The organism is Hydrogenophaga sp. RWCD_12 (assembly GCF_046604225.1).
In the GTDB taxonomy this organism is placed as follows: domain Bacteria; phylum Pseudomonadota; class Gammaproteobacteria; order Burkholderiales; family Burkholderiaceae_C; genus Hydrogenophaga.
In genome coordinates this window covers 276,263-289,781 of the sequence record NZ_JBKIXC010000001.1, presented here as the reverse complement: position 1 = coordinate 289,781, position 13,519 = coordinate 276,263, and the positions used below count along the sequence as shown (strand labels likewise).

Below are 13,519 nucleotides of genomic sequence, written 5' to 3'. Positions count from 1 at the left end.
GTTCAGGCGGCCACATCGGCCTTGATCATGGCCGCGAACTCGTGCCGGAAATGTTTGAGCATGGCGCGCACAGGCATCGCGGCGGCATCGCCCAGGGCGCAGATGGTGCGGCCCATGATGTTCTCGGCCACGTTGTCCAGCAGGTCCATGTCGGCGGGCTTGGCCTCGCCGCGTTCGATCTTGTCGACCAGTCGCCAGAGCCAGCCGGTGCCCTCACGGCAGGGTGTGCACTGGCCGCAGGACTCGTGCATGTAGAAATAGGACAGGCGCTTGAGCGACTCGACCATGCAGCGCGAATCGTCCATCACGATCACGGCGCCGGACCCCAGCATCGACCCAGCCTTGCTGATCGAGTCGTAATCCATCGTGCATTCCATGATCACCGACGCGGGCAGCACCGGCGAGGACGAACCACCAGGAATCACAGCCTTGAGCTGGCGGCCGGTGCGAACACCACCGGCGAGCTCCAGCAGTTTGGCAAAGGGCGTGCCCATCGGGACTTCGTAGTTGCCCGGCAGGTTCACGTCACCGCTGACCGAGAAGATCTTGGTGCCGCCGTTGTTGGGCTTGCCGCACTCAAGGTAGGCCGAACCACCGTTGCGGATGATCCAGGGCACCGCAGCGAAGGTCTCGGTGTTGTTGATGGTGGTTGGCTTGCCGTACAGGCCGTAGCTGGCCGGGAACGGGGGCTTGAAGCGGGGCTGGCCCTTCTTGCCTTCCAGCGATTCCAGCAGCGCGGTTTCTTCACCGCAAATGTAGGCGCCAAAACCGTGGAACGCGTGCAGCTGGAACGAATAGTTCGAGCCCATGATGTTGTTGCCGAGGTAGCCGGCGGCGCGGGCTTCTTCCAGGGCCGCTTCGAAGCGCTCGTACACCTCGAAGATCTCGCCGTGGATGTAGTTGTAGCCCACGTTGATGCCCATGGCATACGCCGCAATCGCCATACCTTCGATGACGATGTGCGGGTTGTACATGAGGATGTCGCGGTCCTTGCAGGTACCCGGCTCGCCTTCGTCGGAGTTGCAGACGAGGTACTTCTGGCCCGGGAACTGGCGGGGCATGAAGCTCCACTTCAGACCCGACGGGAAACCGGCGCCGCCACGACCGCGTAGCGCGGAGTCCTTGACGGTCGCGATCACCTGGTCCTGGGTCATGCCCACAAAGCCGGTCTCGGGGTTCGGCGCCGAACCGTCCATGCCCAGCACCTTGCGCAGGGCCTGGTAGCCGCCGCGGGCTTCGTATTCCTTGAGAGACCAGTTGCTGCCGTTCAGATCCTTGTAGATCTGGGGTTCGATGTGACGACCGTGGAAACAGGTCTGCGCGCCGGTGGCGCTGAACTGCGACAACACTTGCTGGGCGTTCATTGCTTGCCCTCCGAGGCCTTCAGGCCGTCGATCAGCTGGTCCAACTTGTCATTGCTCATGAAGCTGCACATGTGGCGGTCGTTCACCAACATTACCGGCGAGTCGGCACATGCGCCCAGGCATTCACTTTGCTGCAGCGTGAACATGCCGTCGGCCGTGGTCTCGCCCATCGCGATACCCAGCTTCTTTTCCAGGTGGTGCAGCGCGGTGTAACCGTCGCGCAGCTGGCACGGCAGGTTGGTGCAGACGTTGAGCTTGAACTTGCCCACCGGCCGCTGGTTGTACATGTTGTAGAAGGTCGTCACTTCGTGGACGGCCATCACCGGCATGCCGAGGTAGTCGGCAATCGCCTGCTCGGCGGCGTTGCTAACGTATCCCTGCTCCTGCTGGATGATCGACAGGCAGGCCATCACGGCCGACTGCGCCTGTTCGGCAGGGTACTTGGCGACCTCGCGGGCAAAACGCGCCTTGGTCGCCTCGGACAGCTCGATGGCAGTCACGGGACCGTTGTGTGCGGGGGTCGAGATCATCGGTCAATCTCTCCAAAAACGATGTCCATCGTGCCGATGATGGCCACCGCGTCGGCCAGCATGTGACCCTTGGCCATTTCATCCAGCGTGGACAGGTGCGTGAAACCGGGGGCGCGGATCTTCAGGCGGTACGGCTTGTTGGCGCCGTCGCTCACCAGGTAGATGCCGAACTCACCCTTGGGGTGCTCGACGGCGGCATAGGCCTCGCCTTCGGGCACATGGAAACCTTCGGTAAAGAGCTTGAAATGGTGGATCAGCTCTTCCATGCTCGACTTCATCGCCTCGCGCGAGGGCGGCGCCACCTTGTGGTTGCCGGTGATGACCGGCCCCGGATTGGCGCGCAGCCAGTCCACGCACTGCTTGATGATGCTGTTGGACTGCTTGAGCTCTTCCATGCGAACCAGATAGCGGTCGTAGGTATCGCCCGTTTTGCCGACCGGAACATCGAAGTCGACGCGGTCATACACTTCATAGGGCTGCTTCTTGCGCAGGTCCCAGGCGATGCCGGACCCGCGCAGCATCGGTCCGGTCATGCCCAGATTGAGCGCGCGCTCGGGTGTGACGACACCAATGCCGACCGTGCGCTGTTTCCAGATGCGGTTGTCGGTCAGCAGCGTGTGGTACTCGGCCAGGTAGGTCGGGAAGCGCTGGGTGAAATCGTCGATGAAGTCCAGCAGCGAACCTTGGCGGTTCGTGTTCATCTCCGCCATTGCCTTGGCATTGCGGATCTTGCTGTGCTTGTACTGCGGCATGGTGTCCGGCAGGTCGCGGTAAACGCCACCCGGACGGAAGTAGGCGGCGTGCATGCGGGCGCCAGACACCGCCTCGTACATGTCGAACAGGTCTTCGCGTTCGCGGAACGCGTAGATCAGGATTGTGGAACTGCCGCAATCGTTGCCGTGTGAACCCAGCCACATCAGGTGATTGAGCATGCGGGTGATTTCGCTGAACATCACGCGGATGTACTGCGCCCGAACTGGCACCTCGATGCCCAGCAGCTTCTCGATCGCCAGGCAGTAAGCGTGCTCGTTGCACATCATCGACACGTAGTCCAGGCGGTCCATGTAGGGCAGCGACTGGATGAAGGTCTTGTGCTCGGCCAGCTTTTCGGTGGCGCGGTGCAGCAGCCCGATGTGCGGGTCGGCGCGTTGCACGACCTCACCGTCGAGCTCGAGCACCAGTCGCAGCACGCCGTGCGCGGCCGGGTGCTGAGGACCGAAGTTCAGGGTGTAGTTCTTGATTTCAGCCATGATCAGTGCAATCCGCCGTAGTTGTCTTCACGGATCACGCGCGGCGTGATCTCGCGCGGCTCGATCGTCACCGGCTCGTAGACCACGCGCTGACGCTCGGCGTCGTAGCGCATTTCGACGTGCCCGGACAGCGGGAAGTCCTTGCGGAAGGGATGACCGATGAAACCGTAGTCGGTCAGGATGCGTCGCAGGTCGTTGTGGCCCTCGAACACGATGCCGTACAGATCGAACGCCTCGCGCTCGTACCAGTTGGCCGATGACCACAGTTCCGACACCGAGGCCACCACCGGAAAGTCGTCTTCCGGAGCGAACACGCGCACGCGCACCCGCTGGTTCAGACTCACCGACAGGAGGTGGACCACCACACCGAAGCGGGCGCCTTCCCAGCGACCTTCGCCATAGGTGGAGTAGTCCAGTCCGCAGAGATCGATCAACTGCTCGAAACGGGCTTCGGGAGCATCGCGCAGGGTCTGCATCACGCTGACGTACTGCGCAGCATCGACAGTGACCGTGACTTCTTCACGCGCCACCTGGATCGACTTCACGCGATCACCAAGGAGCGCTGACAGCGCCTCCTTGATCGCCTCGGGGCGCAGGGCAAAAGCTTGGGCGGTATCGCTCATGGGATCGGCTTTCTCGGACAGTGGCCTGCGGGTCAGGCGCGTGCGATCGTGTTGGTGCGGCGGATCTTTTGCTGCAGCTGGATGATTCCGTACAGCAAAGCCTCGGCGGTCGGCGGGCAGCCGGGCACGTAGACATCCACCGGGACAATGCGGTCGCAACCGCGCACCACGGAGTAGCTGTAGTGGTAATAGCCGCCACCGTTAGCGCAGGACCCCATCGACAGCACCCAGCGCGGCTCGGCCATCTGGTCATACACCTTGCGCAGGGCAGGTGCCATCTTGTTGCACAGCGTGCCGGCCACGATCATCAGATCGGACTGCCGCGGACTGGCGCGGAACACTTCAGCGCCGAAACGCGAAATGTCGTAGCGGGCCGTAGCGGCATGCATCATTTCCACCGCGCAACAGGCCAGACCAAAGGTCATGGGCCAGAGCGAGCCGGTCTTGGCCCAGTTCACCACCGAGTCATAGCTCGTCGTGATGAAACCTTCCTTGAGGACGCCTTCAATCATGTGTGCTCCAGATCGCCTGACGGCGCATCATTCCCAGTCCAGGGCGCCAATCTTCCAGGCGTAGATGAACCCGACCAGCAGGTCGATCAGGAACACCACACCTGTCCAGAAACCGGCCGAACCGATGTCGGTCAGCGCAACGGCCCACGGCACCAGAAACGCGATTTCAAGGTCGAAGAGGATGAAGAGGATCGCCACCAGGTAGTAGCGAACGTCGAACTTCATGCGGGCGTCTTCGAAGGCTTCGAAGCCGCATTCGTACGGCGAGTTCTTTGCGGCATCCGGGCGATTGGGACCCAGGATGTAGCCAAGGGCCTGGGGGATCACGCCAACGGCCAGACCGACCAGGATGAACAAGAGCACGGGGAGATATTGTTCGAGACTCATCGTGGGTCGGTTCCATGCGCATGGCTTTGGCGCCATGCCTGCCTGTATTTGGTGCCGACGGCGAGACTCGAACTCGCACAGCTTTCGCCACTACCCCCTCAAGATAGCGTGTCTACCAATTTCACCACGTCGGCTGGGTCTGCGTTGTCTGGCTCACGAGGGCTGATGTGAGCGTTCTTGACAACCCATAGAGTTTACCCTGAAACCCCCCGGGTTTTGGAGCAACCCGAGGCTTTTTCAGGGGCGCAGCGGTGATGGCGCCACAGCCATCACCGCTGCGAAAGCTGGCTGTCAGCCGACTTACTTACCGGGGATCTGCGCAGCGCCCGTTGCGGGCGCTGCAGGGGTTTCGGCAGGGGCAGGGGTCGATGCAGCAGGAGCAGCGCCACCAGCAGGTGCGGTATTGGCCGGCGCAGCGGGGACTGCAGACTCGAGCACGCTGCCGGTCTTGGCCGCCGCCGGCACACTGTGCCCGAAGTAAGCCAGGCCCAGGGTAGATGCCAGGAAGACGCCCGCCAGGATCGACGTCATCCGCGAAAGGAAGTTCGCGCCACCGGTGGCACCAAACAGGCTGGCGGAGCCAGCACCGCCCCCAAAGGCGGCGCCAGCGTCGGCGCCTTTGCCGTGCTGCATCAGGATCAGGCCGATCATGCCGATCGCGGCAAGGATCTGGACAGCCTGGAGGATGGTCATCAAAACGTTCATGTCTGCTCCGAAAATTCGAGAAAAGTGCGAGCGTCAGCCAGCAGCGGCGACGATCTGCAGGAAGTCGGCAGCCTTGAGGGAAGCGCCCCCGATCAGACCACCATCAATGTCAGGTTGCGCCAGCAGGCTGGCGGCATTGGTGGCATTCATGCTGCCGCCGTAGAGGATGTGCACCCGCTTGGAGTTCGTGGTCGCGGCGGCCAGCTGCGCACGCAGCACCGCGTGCACCGCCTGTGCCATTTCGGGCGTGGCAGTTTTGCCGGTACCAATTGCCCACACGGGCTCATATGCCACCACCAACTCGGTAATGCAATGGCCGACCGCATGGATCACGGCAGCCAACTGGCGCTTGACCACAGCCTCGGTTTCGCCGGCTTCCCGCTGCGCCAGCGTCTCGCCGACACACACGATGGGAGTCACGCCCACCGACAGAGCGCGCTGTGCCTTGGCGGCCACCAGCTCATCCGTTTCGCCGTGGTACTGGCGTCGTTCGCTGTGACCGACGATGGCGTAGCGGCAACCAAAATCCTTGAGCATCGCGACGCTCACCTCACCCGTGTAGGCTCCCTGCTCGTGAGCGGACACGTCCTGCGAGCCCCAGCCGATCGGGGTACCTTGCAGCAATCCCTGCAACTGGGCGAGATAGGGTGCGGGTGCGCACAGTGCGACATCCGCAGCCGGCTGGCCGATGTCAGCCAGCATGGCCTTGATCAGCGCCTCGTTGGCGGCCAGTCCGCCGTTCATCTTCCAGTTGCCTGCGATCAGTTTTCTGCTCATCAAAGTCTCCGGGAATTCCTGGTTCAAGCCCAGGTCAGCACGATCTTGCCGATATGCTGATTGGTTTCCATCAATGCATGGGCGTCGGCCGCATGTGCAGCAGCAAAGGTGCTGTGAATGACCGGCTTCACCAGCCCCCGCTCCAGCAATGGCCAGACCCTGGCGCGCAGCGCCTGCGCAATCGCGGTCTTGAACGCGACCGGGCGCGGACGCAATGTGGAACCTGTGATCACCAGCCGGCGCCGCAGCACCAGGCCTGCGTTGAAGCCAGCCTTGACGCCACCCTGCACCGCAATGATGACCAGCCGGCCGTCTTCCGCCAGGCACTCGACCTCGCGCGCCACGTAGTCGCCCGCCACCATGTCGAGGATCACGTTCACACCTTGTCCGCCCGTCAGATCCTTGGCCACGGCCAAGAAGTCCTGTGTGCGGTAGTTGATCGCATGGTCAGCACCAAGCTCCAGGCAAGCGGCGCACTTGTCGTCGCTGCCGGCGGTGGCAATCACGGTCGCGCCGAACGCCTTGCCCAGCTGGATCGCGGTCACGCCGATGCCGCTCGTGCCGCCCTGCACCAGCAAGGTTTCACCCGGCTGGAGGTGCCCGCGATCGAACACGTTGCTCCAGACGGTGAAGAAGGTTTCGGGCAGCGCTGCGGCCTGCACGTCGTCGAGACCGGCTGGCACCGGCAGGCACTGGCCCACGGGAGCTACACATTGTTCAGCGTAACCGCCGCCAGCCACCAGTGCGCAAACGCGGTCCCCAACCTTGAAGCCCGCCTGCGCCATCGCATCGGCATCTCCAGACTCGATGACACCGGCGACCTCAAGACCCGGCAGGTCCGAAGTTCCGGGTGGTGGCGGATATGCGCCGCTGCGCTGCAGCACGTCGGGCCGGTTCACACCCGAAGCCCGTACGCGGATCAATACCTCGCCGGCGCCCGCGACCGGCGCTGGACGTTCCGTCAGGCGCAGGACCTCGGGGGCACCGAAGCTGCTGATTTCGACCGCTTGCATGGACCTCGGACGCTCCGCGGCTTACTGCTGCTGTTGCTGGGCCTGCTCGCCACCGCTGTTGCGGTCCAGGAGCGCCTTCATGGACAGCTTGACGCGGCCCTTTTCGTCGGTTTCCAGGACCTTGACCTTCACGATCTGACCTTCCTTGAGGTAGTCCGTGACCTTCTCGACGCGCTCGTGGGCGATCTGGCTGATGTGCAGCAGGCCGTCCTTGCCGGGCAGCAGGTTGACCAGGGCACCGAAGTCCAGGATCTTGGTGATCGGGCCTTCGTAGACCTTGCCCACTTCCACTTCGGCCGTGATCTCGCCGATACGGCGCTTTGCTTCGTCGGCCTTGGCACCGTCGGTGGCGGCGATGGTGATCGTGCCATCTTCCTCAATGTTGATCTGGCAACCGGTCTCTTCGGTCAGCGCACGGATCACGGCACCACCCTTGCCAATCACGTCGCGGATCTTCTCGGGGTTGATCTTCATCGTGTACAGCTTGGGCGCGAAGCTGCTGATTTCCGTCTTGGCTTCACCCATGGCATCTTGCATCTTGCCCAGGATGTGCATGCGGGCTTCCTTGGCCTGGGCCAGTGCGACCTGCATGATTTCCTTGGTGATGCCCTGGATCTTGATGTCCATCTGCAGGGCAGTCACGCCGTTGGTCGTACCGGCCACCTTGAAGTCCATGTCGCCGAGGTGGTCCTCGTCACCCAGGATGTCGGTCAGCACCGCAAAACGATTGCCGTCCTTGATCAGGCCCATGGCGATGCCGGCCACGTGCGCCTTCATCGGCACGCCGGCGTCCATCAGCGCCAGGCAGCCGCCGCAGACGGAAGCCATCGACGACGAACCGTTGGATTCGGTGATTTCCGACACCACGCGGATGGTGTAGGGGAAGTCTTCCTTGGTCGGCAGCGCGGCGATCAGCGCGCGCTTGGCCAGACGGCCGTGGCCGATTTCGCGGCGCTTGGGGCTGCCCACGCGACCGGTTTCGCCGGTGGCGAAGGGAGGCATGTTGTAGTGCAGCATGAAGCGGTCTTCGAAGTCGCCGGACAGGGCGTCGATGCGCTGTGCGTCGCGGTCGGTGCCCAGCGTGGCGATCACCAGGGCCTGGGTTTCACCGCGGGTGAACAGGGCCGAGCCGTGGGTCCGCGGCAGCACGCTGTTGCGAATCTCGATGGCACGCACGGTGCGGGTGTCGCGACCGTCGATGCGGGGCTCGCCGGCCAGGATCTGGCCACGCACGATGCCGGCTTCGATGTTGAACAGCAGACCTTCGACGGCCACGCTGTCAAACGCCACGCCTTCGGCCTTCAGGCCGTCCATCACGGCGGCGTAGGCTTCGCGGCAGGCCTGGGTGCGGGCCTGCTTGTTGCGGATCTGGTAAGCGGCTTCGATCTTGGCCTTGCCAAGAGCTTCGACCTTGGCGATCAGCGGCTCGTCCTTGGCGGGGGCTTGCCAGGTCCACTCGGGCTTGCCGGCGTCGCGCACCAGCTCATTGATGGCGGCGATGGCGATGTTGCCCTGCTCGTGGCCGAACACCACGGCGCCCAGCATGATTTCTTCAGACAGCTGGTCGGCTTCCGACTCGACCATCAGCACGGCGGCTTGCGTGCCGGCGACCACCAGATCCATCTGGCTGTTCTGGCGCTCGGTCTGGCCGGGGTTCAGCACGTACTGGCCGTTGACGTAGCCCACGCGGGCAGCGCCGATCGGGCCATTGAACGGGATGCCGGAGATCGACAGGGCCGCCGAGGTGGCGATCATGGCGGCGATGTCGGCATCCACTTCCGGGTTCAGCGACACGGTGTGGATGACCACCTGCACTTCGTTGAAGAAGCCTTCGGGGAACAGCGGGCGGATCGGGCGATCGATCAGGCGGCTGGTCAGAGTTTCAAATTCGCTGGGACGGCCTTCGCGCTTGAAGAAGCTGCCTGGGATCTTGCCGGCGGCATACGACTTTTCCAGGTAGTCAACGGTCAGGGGGAAGAAGTCCTGGCCAGCCTTGGCGTCCTTCTTGGCGACGACGGTGGCCAGCACCACGGTGCCTTCCATGTCGAGCAGCACGGCGCCGCTGGCCTGGCGGGCGATTTCGCCGGTTTCCATGCGGACCGAGTGCTGGCCCCACTGGAAGGTCTTGGTGACTTTGTTGAACATGGTCATGTGTCTCTCCTGTTGAGTGGGCGTCTTTGGCGCCGCCCGCGGCCCGGAGTCAGAAACCTGCAGAACACGATGCCATTCCAGCGGATCTGCGATGACGCAAACCCCTTGGAATGACACAGCTTCGCTCTGCTCGTCCCCTTTTTCCGAAATTCAAAGTGAAAAACGCCCGAGCCAGCGAACCAACTCAGGCGTTTTGCGTGTCAGGGCAAGCTCAAGATTACTTGCGCAGACCCAGCTTGGCGATCAGGGCAACGTAGCGGTCAGCGTCCTTGGACTTGAGGTAGTCCAGCAGCTTGCGGCGGCGGCTGACCATGCGCAGCAGACCGCGGCGGCCATGGTGGTCCTTGGCGTGCTGCTTGAAGTGGGGGGTCAGTTCGTTGATGCGTGCGGTCAGGATGGCGACCTGCACTTCGGGGCTACCGGTATCGTTGGCAGCGCGGGCGTTGTCGGCCACCACGGCGGCCTTGACGGTTTTTTCGATCATTTGGATTTCCTGTCAGTGACGTGCGTCCCGACGCAGCAGGCCGGGCTCACCCGGGGGTGACGGCCGCCGCAACGGGCGTGAATTGCCATCCAGAACAGACGGCAACCGGCAATTATAGCCCAGGCCGCCCTTCAAGCCAACCGCGCAGCCGTTCCACGCCCTGCTCCAGCCGGTGCAGGTCGCGGCTGGCGAAACACCAGCGCAGCCATCCGGCGGCCTCCGGCCCGAAAGCACTGCCAGGCGCCAGGCCCAGCCCCGCCTCCCGGACCAGCCGTTTGGCGGCGTCCAGGCAGTCGTCGTGGCCCTCCAGCCGGAAGAAGGCGTACATGCCACCGTTCGGGTTGGCCAGGGTCACGCCGGGCACCGCCTGCAACAGCGGCACCAGGGTGTCGCGACAGGCCTGCAGGTGCTTCACCAGTGCTGGTGTGACCTCATCCCCGCGCTGAAGGGCAACCGTGGCGGCCCGCTGCACGAACACCGGGGCACAGGAGGTGTTGAACTCGATCAGCTTGCCCACCGCGTGGGTCAGCGCGGGAGGCAGCACCAGCCAACCCAGGCGCCAGCCGGTCATCAGGAAGCTCTTGGAAAAGCTGTGGGCCACGATCAGCCGGTCGTCTGGCCCGGCCACGTCCAGAAAACTCGGCGCAGCGCCGTTGGCCGAATCGCCCGCGTAATACAGGCGCTCGTAGACCTCGTCGGCCAGGATCCAGGTGCCGGTGCGGCGGCAGTGGTCGAGGATCGCCTGCTGCTCTGGTCGGCTGAGCGTCCAGCCCGTGGGGTTGTTGGGGGCGTTGACGATCAGCAGCCTGGTCGCCGGCGTCACCGCCGCCAGCAGCGCCTGCAGGTCCAGCACCCATGCGCCATTGGCGGCCACCGTCAGCGGCACGGTGCGCACCCGGGCACCCATGATCTGCGGCTGCGCGACCAGGTTGGGCCAGGCAGGCGTGACCACCACCACCTCGTCACCCGCCTCGACCAGCGTCTGCGACGCCAGCATCAGGCCATTGACCCCGCCCGAGCTGACGGCGATGCGGTCAAACCAGTGGTCGGTCGGCTGCTGCGGGTGCAGGCTGTGCGTGTAGCCGGCGATGGCGTGGCGCAGTTCGGGTAGGCCCAGGTTATGGGCATAGAACGTCTCACCGGCATTGAGCGAGGCAATCGCCGCGTCACGGATGAACTCGGGCGTGACCTCGTCGCTCTCACCGAACCAGAACCTCAGCACGTCCTTGCGGCCCATGCCCGCATTCGCCACCTCGCGGATGCGCGACTCTTCCAGACTTTCCACCACCGGCCGCATGAACGCTCCTATGTATCAGGGACGTTGCATCGTACAGGTGTGCGGCTGCTCGGCCTGCTTCGGTGTCAGCTGTCGGATCACACGAAAACCGTAACCCGAACCTTCGACGTCGAACTTCGCGCCGGGCGTTCCCTGCCGGTCCATCACCGCCACCGCCAGCGGCTGCTGGAACTGGTGGTCGCCCGCACGCATCTGGGCGGTCTGGCCCGCGAGCGTGACCTGCACCTTTTCCAGCTGGGCCGCGATGTCGGCGGCTTTCGTGGATCCGGCCTTTTCAATCGCCTGCGCCAGCGACTCGACCATCAGCTGCATGCGCATGTGCACGTAGTCGTCGGCCGGATTGGGGAAACGCTGGCGGAACGACTGATAGAACGCCTCGGACGCCTTGCCCGGCGTGTTGGGGAACCAGTCTGCCACAGCGATCACCTTGCCAATACCGGCATCGCCGATGGCCGCCGGAGCGCCGAGCGCGTTGCCGTAGAAGGTGTAGAAGCTGCCTTCGAAGCCCGCTTCGCGCGCGGCCTTGACCAGCAGCGTCAGGTCATTGCCCCAGTTGCCGGTCAGCACGGCCTGCGCGCCGCTGGCCTTGATCTTGGCGGCGTAAGGGGCAAAGTCCTTGATGCGGGCCATCGGGTGCAGCTCGTCGCCGACGATCTTCACGTCGGGCCGCTGGGCCGCGAGCTGCTTGCGCGCCTCGGCCAGCACAGTCTGCCCGAAGGAATAGTCCTGCCCGATGAGGTAGATGCTCTTGAGCGCCTTGTCGTCCCTGACGACGCTCATCAGAGCGCTCATGCGCATGTCGGCGTGGGCATCGAAGCGGAAGTGCCAGTAGCTGCACTTCTCGTTGGTCAGTACCGGGTCGACGGCGGAGTAGTTGAGGAACAGCACCTGGCGTTGCGGTTCGCGCTCGTTGTGCTTGTTGATCGCGTCGATCAGGCCGGCCGCGGCGGCCGACGAATTCCCCTGGGTGACGATGGCGATGTCCTTGTCGACGGCAGCGCGCAGGGCTGAGAGCGCCTCTTCGGTCTGGCCCTTGCTGTCGAAGCGCACGATCTCCAGCGGACGGTTGCCGCCGGGCAGCTTCACACCGCCTCGCGCATTGACGCGCTCGGTGGCCCACACCAGGTTGCGCCAGACCGCTTCACCGGTGTTGGCAAACGGGCCAGAGAGGCCTTCGATCATGCCGATGCGGACCGGCGCAGCAGTCTGTGCGGAGACGAACAAGGGGACAGAGGCGATGGCCGCTACCAGCAAACGGGCAGCGCGGGAAACGAGAGAACGTCGGTTCATCGGGTCTTCACAATGGCGGTGACCCCAGGCCACCGGGTAGGGAAAGTGCGTGATGTGTCACACGCGCGACAGGGTTGCGGAGTGTACTTGCCGGCTCTTGCGCACCCCGGAACCCGATTTTTCCCGCACCGCCAACGCAGCGGGTGCCAACAAGCACATCAATGCTGCCATCTTGGCGCCGCAACCGGCCCGCACCTGCTCGTAAAACAGGCTGTGGGGCAGTTCGTCGGTGTCCGGGTGCAACTCCCAGGATCGCGGCCCCGGATGCAGCACCAGCAGTTGCGGGTTGCAGCGCCGCACCAGTGCCTTCGTCACCGTGCGCGCCGGATCTGGCGGTGCGGGACCGCGCTCGCGATCGGGCATGCGGTAGGGCAACACTTCGATCGCATCGCTGTGCGCCACCAGGTCTTCCAGGCGATCGACGAAATCAAAACGCACGCCACGAACCCGCAGCAGCTCGGCCACGTCGGGCGGCAGGGCCTCGACGTCGGGAGCGTATGCCAGGCAGCGGCGCAAGCCGAGCCGCACACACAGCTTGAGCAGGCTGCGCACCACCCGCGCGCCGATGTCTCCGACCAGGCCCAGCGTCAGGTCGGCCCACTCGGGACGGCGCGAGGCAATGCACCAGGCGTCGGTCAGCGCCTGCACGGGATGTTCGTGGTGACCGTCACCAGCGTTGACCAAGGGCACGTCCAGCCACTCCACATCGTCGATGTCGCCAAGTTCGACCGGGCTGCGCAACACCAGCGCGTCGGCCATCTGCGCGAGCACCTGCAGGCTGTCGGACATACTTTCGCCATAGGGCGGCACCGCGCGCGTCTCGCCCAGCCCGGAAAACCCGGTCACGGTGCCGCCGAGCAGACCCACGGCGCGCTGGAACCCGACCCGGGTGCGCGTGCTGGGCTGGAAGAACGCCAGGCAGACCTGCTTGCCCTCCAGCGTCCTGGGAAAGGCCCGGCCCGCGCGGTAGCGCCAGATGGTGTCAAAGACCGCCGCGATGTCGGCCGTCTCAAGATCGTCGATGCCGCGCAGATGTTTCATGGTCGCCAGGCCCTCCTGCAACCATTCTGTTCAGCGGGCGCGCCCTGCCCTTGCAACACCCGGCAAGCTCTGCAAGCACCCGTCACAGGGCCGCT

Annotated in this window: 14 protein-coding genes and 1 tRNA gene; all 15 read right to left on the bottom strand. The window is 64.3% G+C overall.

Going from position 1 to position 13,519, the window contains the following annotated elements; genetic code table 11:
• Nucleotides 1–2: 2 nt before the first annotated feature.
• The 15 genes from nuoF to ACLIJ1_RS01360 all read right to left on the bottom strand — a co-directional run bounded on the left by nuoF (nucleotide 3) and on the right by ACLIJ1_RS01360 (nucleotide 13,424).
• Nucleotides 3–1,364 carry an NADH-quinone oxidoreductase subunit NuoF gene (nuoF, locus tag ACLIJ1_RS01430; RefSeq protein WP_411363693.1) on the bottom strand — a complete coding sequence of 454 codons (1,362 nt, stop codon included), beginning with the start codon at nucleotides 1,362–1,364 and terminating at the stop codon, nucleotides 3–5.
• Nucleotides 1,361–1,894: an NADH-quinone oxidoreductase subunit NuoE gene (nuoE, locus tag ACLIJ1_RS01425; RefSeq protein WP_411363692.1), complete on the bottom strand. Its 534-nt coding sequence runs from the start codon at nucleotides 1,892–1,894 to the stop codon at nucleotides 1,361–1,363. The genes nuoF and nuoE overlap by 4 nt, the downstream gene beginning before the upstream one ends.
• A complete protein-coding gene (locus tag ACLIJ1_RS01420) occupies nucleotides 1,891–3,144 on the bottom strand; it encodes an NADH-quinone oxidoreductase subunit D (protein WP_411363691.1) in 1,254 nt (417 codons plus the stop codon). The genes nuoE and ACLIJ1_RS01420 overlap by 4 nt, the downstream gene beginning before the upstream one ends.
• 2 nt (nucleotides 3,145–3,146) lie before the next feature.
• Nucleotides 3,147–3,767 carry an NADH-quinone oxidoreductase subunit C gene (locus tag ACLIJ1_RS01415; RefSeq protein WP_411363690.1) on the bottom strand — a complete coding sequence of 207 codons (621 nt, stop codon included), beginning with the start codon at nucleotides 3,765–3,767 and terminating at the stop codon, nucleotides 3,147–3,149.
• A 32-nt stretch (nucleotides 3,768–3,799) separates the two neighbouring features.
• Nucleotides 3,800–4,279, bottom strand: a complete 480-nt coding sequence (locus ACLIJ1_RS01410) for a NuoB/complex I 20 kDa subunit family protein (protein WP_411363689.1) — start codon at nucleotides 4,277–4,279, stop codon at nucleotides 3,800–3,802.
• A 27-nt stretch (nucleotides 4,280–4,306) separates the two neighbouring features.
• The gene (locus tag ACLIJ1_RS01405) at nucleotides 4,307–4,666 is read right to left on the bottom strand and encodes an NADH-quinone oxidoreductase subunit A (protein ID WP_411363688.1); all 360 of its coding nucleotides are present in this window, start codon (nucleotides 4,664–4,666) and stop codon (nucleotides 4,307–4,309) included.
• 49 nt (nucleotides 4,667–4,715) lie between these two features.
• Nucleotides 4,716–4,800: transfer RNA gene (locus tag ACLIJ1_RS01400), tRNA-Leu, on the bottom strand.
• A gap of 166 nt (nucleotides 4,801–4,966) precedes the next feature.
• Nucleotides 4,967–5,371, bottom strand: coding sequence for a preprotein translocase subunit SecG (secG, locus tag ACLIJ1_RS01395; protein ID WP_411363687.1), 405 nt, complete (start codon nucleotides 5,369–5,371; stop codon nucleotides 4,967–4,969).
• Between the two features lie 33 nt (nucleotides 5,372–5,404).
• On the bottom strand, nucleotides 5,405–6,148 hold the full coding sequence (tpiA, locus tag ACLIJ1_RS01390; protein WP_411363686.1) for a triose-phosphate isomerase: 744 nt from the start codon (nucleotides 6,146–6,148) through the stop codon (nucleotides 5,405–5,407).
• Between the two features lie 23 nt (nucleotides 6,149–6,171).
• On the bottom strand, nucleotides 6,172–7,161 hold the full coding sequence (locus ACLIJ1_RS01385; RefSeq protein ID WP_411363685.1) for an NAD(P)H-quinone oxidoreductase: 990 nt from the start codon (nucleotides 7,159–7,161) through the stop codon (nucleotides 6,172–6,174).
• Nucleotides 7,162–7,182: 21 nt separating this feature from the next.
• The gene (gene pnp, locus ACLIJ1_RS01380; RefSeq protein ID WP_411363684.1) at nucleotides 7,183–9,312 is read right to left on the bottom strand and encodes a polyribonucleotide nucleotidyltransferase; all 2,130 of its coding nucleotides are present in this window, start codon (nucleotides 9,310–9,312) and stop codon (nucleotides 7,183–7,185) included.
• A 217-nt stretch (nucleotides 9,313–9,529) separates the two neighbouring features.
• Nucleotides 9,530–9,796, bottom strand: a complete 267-nt coding sequence (gene rpsO / locus ACLIJ1_RS01375; protein WP_066254793.1) for a 30S ribosomal protein S15 — start codon at nucleotides 9,794–9,796, stop codon at nucleotides 9,530–9,532.
• Nucleotides 9,797–9,908: 112 nt separating this feature from the next.
• The gene (locus ACLIJ1_RS01370; RefSeq protein WP_411363683.1) at nucleotides 9,909–11,093 is read right to left on the bottom strand and encodes a pyridoxal phosphate-dependent aminotransferase; all 1,185 of its coding nucleotides are present in this window, start codon (nucleotides 11,091–11,093) and stop codon (nucleotides 9,909–9,911) included.
• A gap of 15 nt (nucleotides 11,094–11,108) precedes the next feature.
• A complete protein-coding gene (locus ACLIJ1_RS01365) occupies nucleotides 11,109–12,383 on the bottom strand; it encodes a branched-chain amino acid ABC transporter substrate-binding protein (RefSeq protein WP_411363682.1) in 1,275 nt (424 codons plus the stop codon).
• Between the two features lie 57 nt (nucleotides 12,384–12,440).
• Nucleotides 12,441–13,424 (bottom strand): hypothetical protein, encoded by a 984-nt coding sequence (locus ACLIJ1_RS01360; protein WP_411363681.1) that lies wholly within the window; start codon nucleotides 13,422–13,424, stop codon nucleotides 12,441–12,443.
• Nucleotides 13,425–13,519: the final 95 nt, after the last annotated feature.

Bases quoted from the DNA above. Each gene is read 5' to 3' on its own strand.
- rpsO (WP_066254793.1), bottom strand. From the start codon at position 9,796: ATGATCGAAAAAACCGTCAAGGCCGCCGTGGTGGCCGACAACGCCCGC.
- ACLIJ1_RS01365 (WP_411363682.1), bottom strand. From the start codon at position 12,383: ATGAACCGACGTTCTCTCGTTTCCCGCGCTGCCCGTTTGCTGGTAGCG.
- ACLIJ1_RS01415 (WP_411363690.1), bottom strand. From the start codon at position 3,767: ATGAGCGATACCGCCCAAGCTTTTGCCCTGCGCCCCGAGGCGATCAAG.
- tpiA (WP_411363686.1), bottom strand. From the start codon at position 6,148: ATGAGCAGAAAACTGATCGCAGGCAACTGGAAGATGAACGGCGGACTG.
- ACLIJ1_RS01410 (WP_411363689.1), bottom strand. From the start codon at position 4,279: ATGATTGAAGGCGTCCTCAAGGAAGGTTTCATCACGACGAGCTATGAC.
- nuoE (WP_411363692.1), bottom strand. From the start codon at position 1,894: ATGATCTCGACCCCCGCACACAACGGTCCCGTGACTGCCATCGAGCTG.
- ACLIJ1_RS01370 (WP_411363683.1), bottom strand. From the start codon at position 11,093: ATGCGGCCGGTGGTGGAAAGTCTGGAAGAGTCGCGCATCCGCGAGGTG.
- secG (WP_411363687.1), bottom strand. From the start codon at position 5,371: ATGAACGTTTTGATGACCATCCTCCAGGCTGTCCAGATCCTTGCCGCG.
- ACLIJ1_RS01405 (WP_411363688.1), bottom strand. From the start codon at position 4,666: ATGAGTCTCGAACAATATCTCCCCGTGCTCTTGTTCATCCTGGTCGGT.
- nuoF (WP_411363693.1), bottom strand. From the start codon at position 1,364: ATGAACGCCCAGCAAGTGTTGTCGCAGTTCAGCGCCACCGGCGCGCAG.
- ACLIJ1_RS01385 (WP_411363685.1), bottom strand. From the start codon at position 7,161: ATGCAAGCGGTCGAAATCAGCAGCTTCGGTGCCCCCGAGGTCCTGCGC.
- ACLIJ1_RS01360 (WP_411363681.1), bottom strand. From the start codon at position 13,424: ATGAAACATCTGCGCGGCATCGACGATCTTGAGACGGCCGACATCGCG.
- ACLIJ1_RS01420 (WP_411363691.1), bottom strand. From the start codon at position 3,144: ATGGCTGAAATCAAGAACTACACCCTGAACTTCGGTCCTCAGCACCCG.
- pnp (WP_411363684.1), bottom strand. From the start codon at position 9,312: ATGACCATGTTCAACAAAGTCACCAAGACCTTCCAGTGGGGCCAGCAC.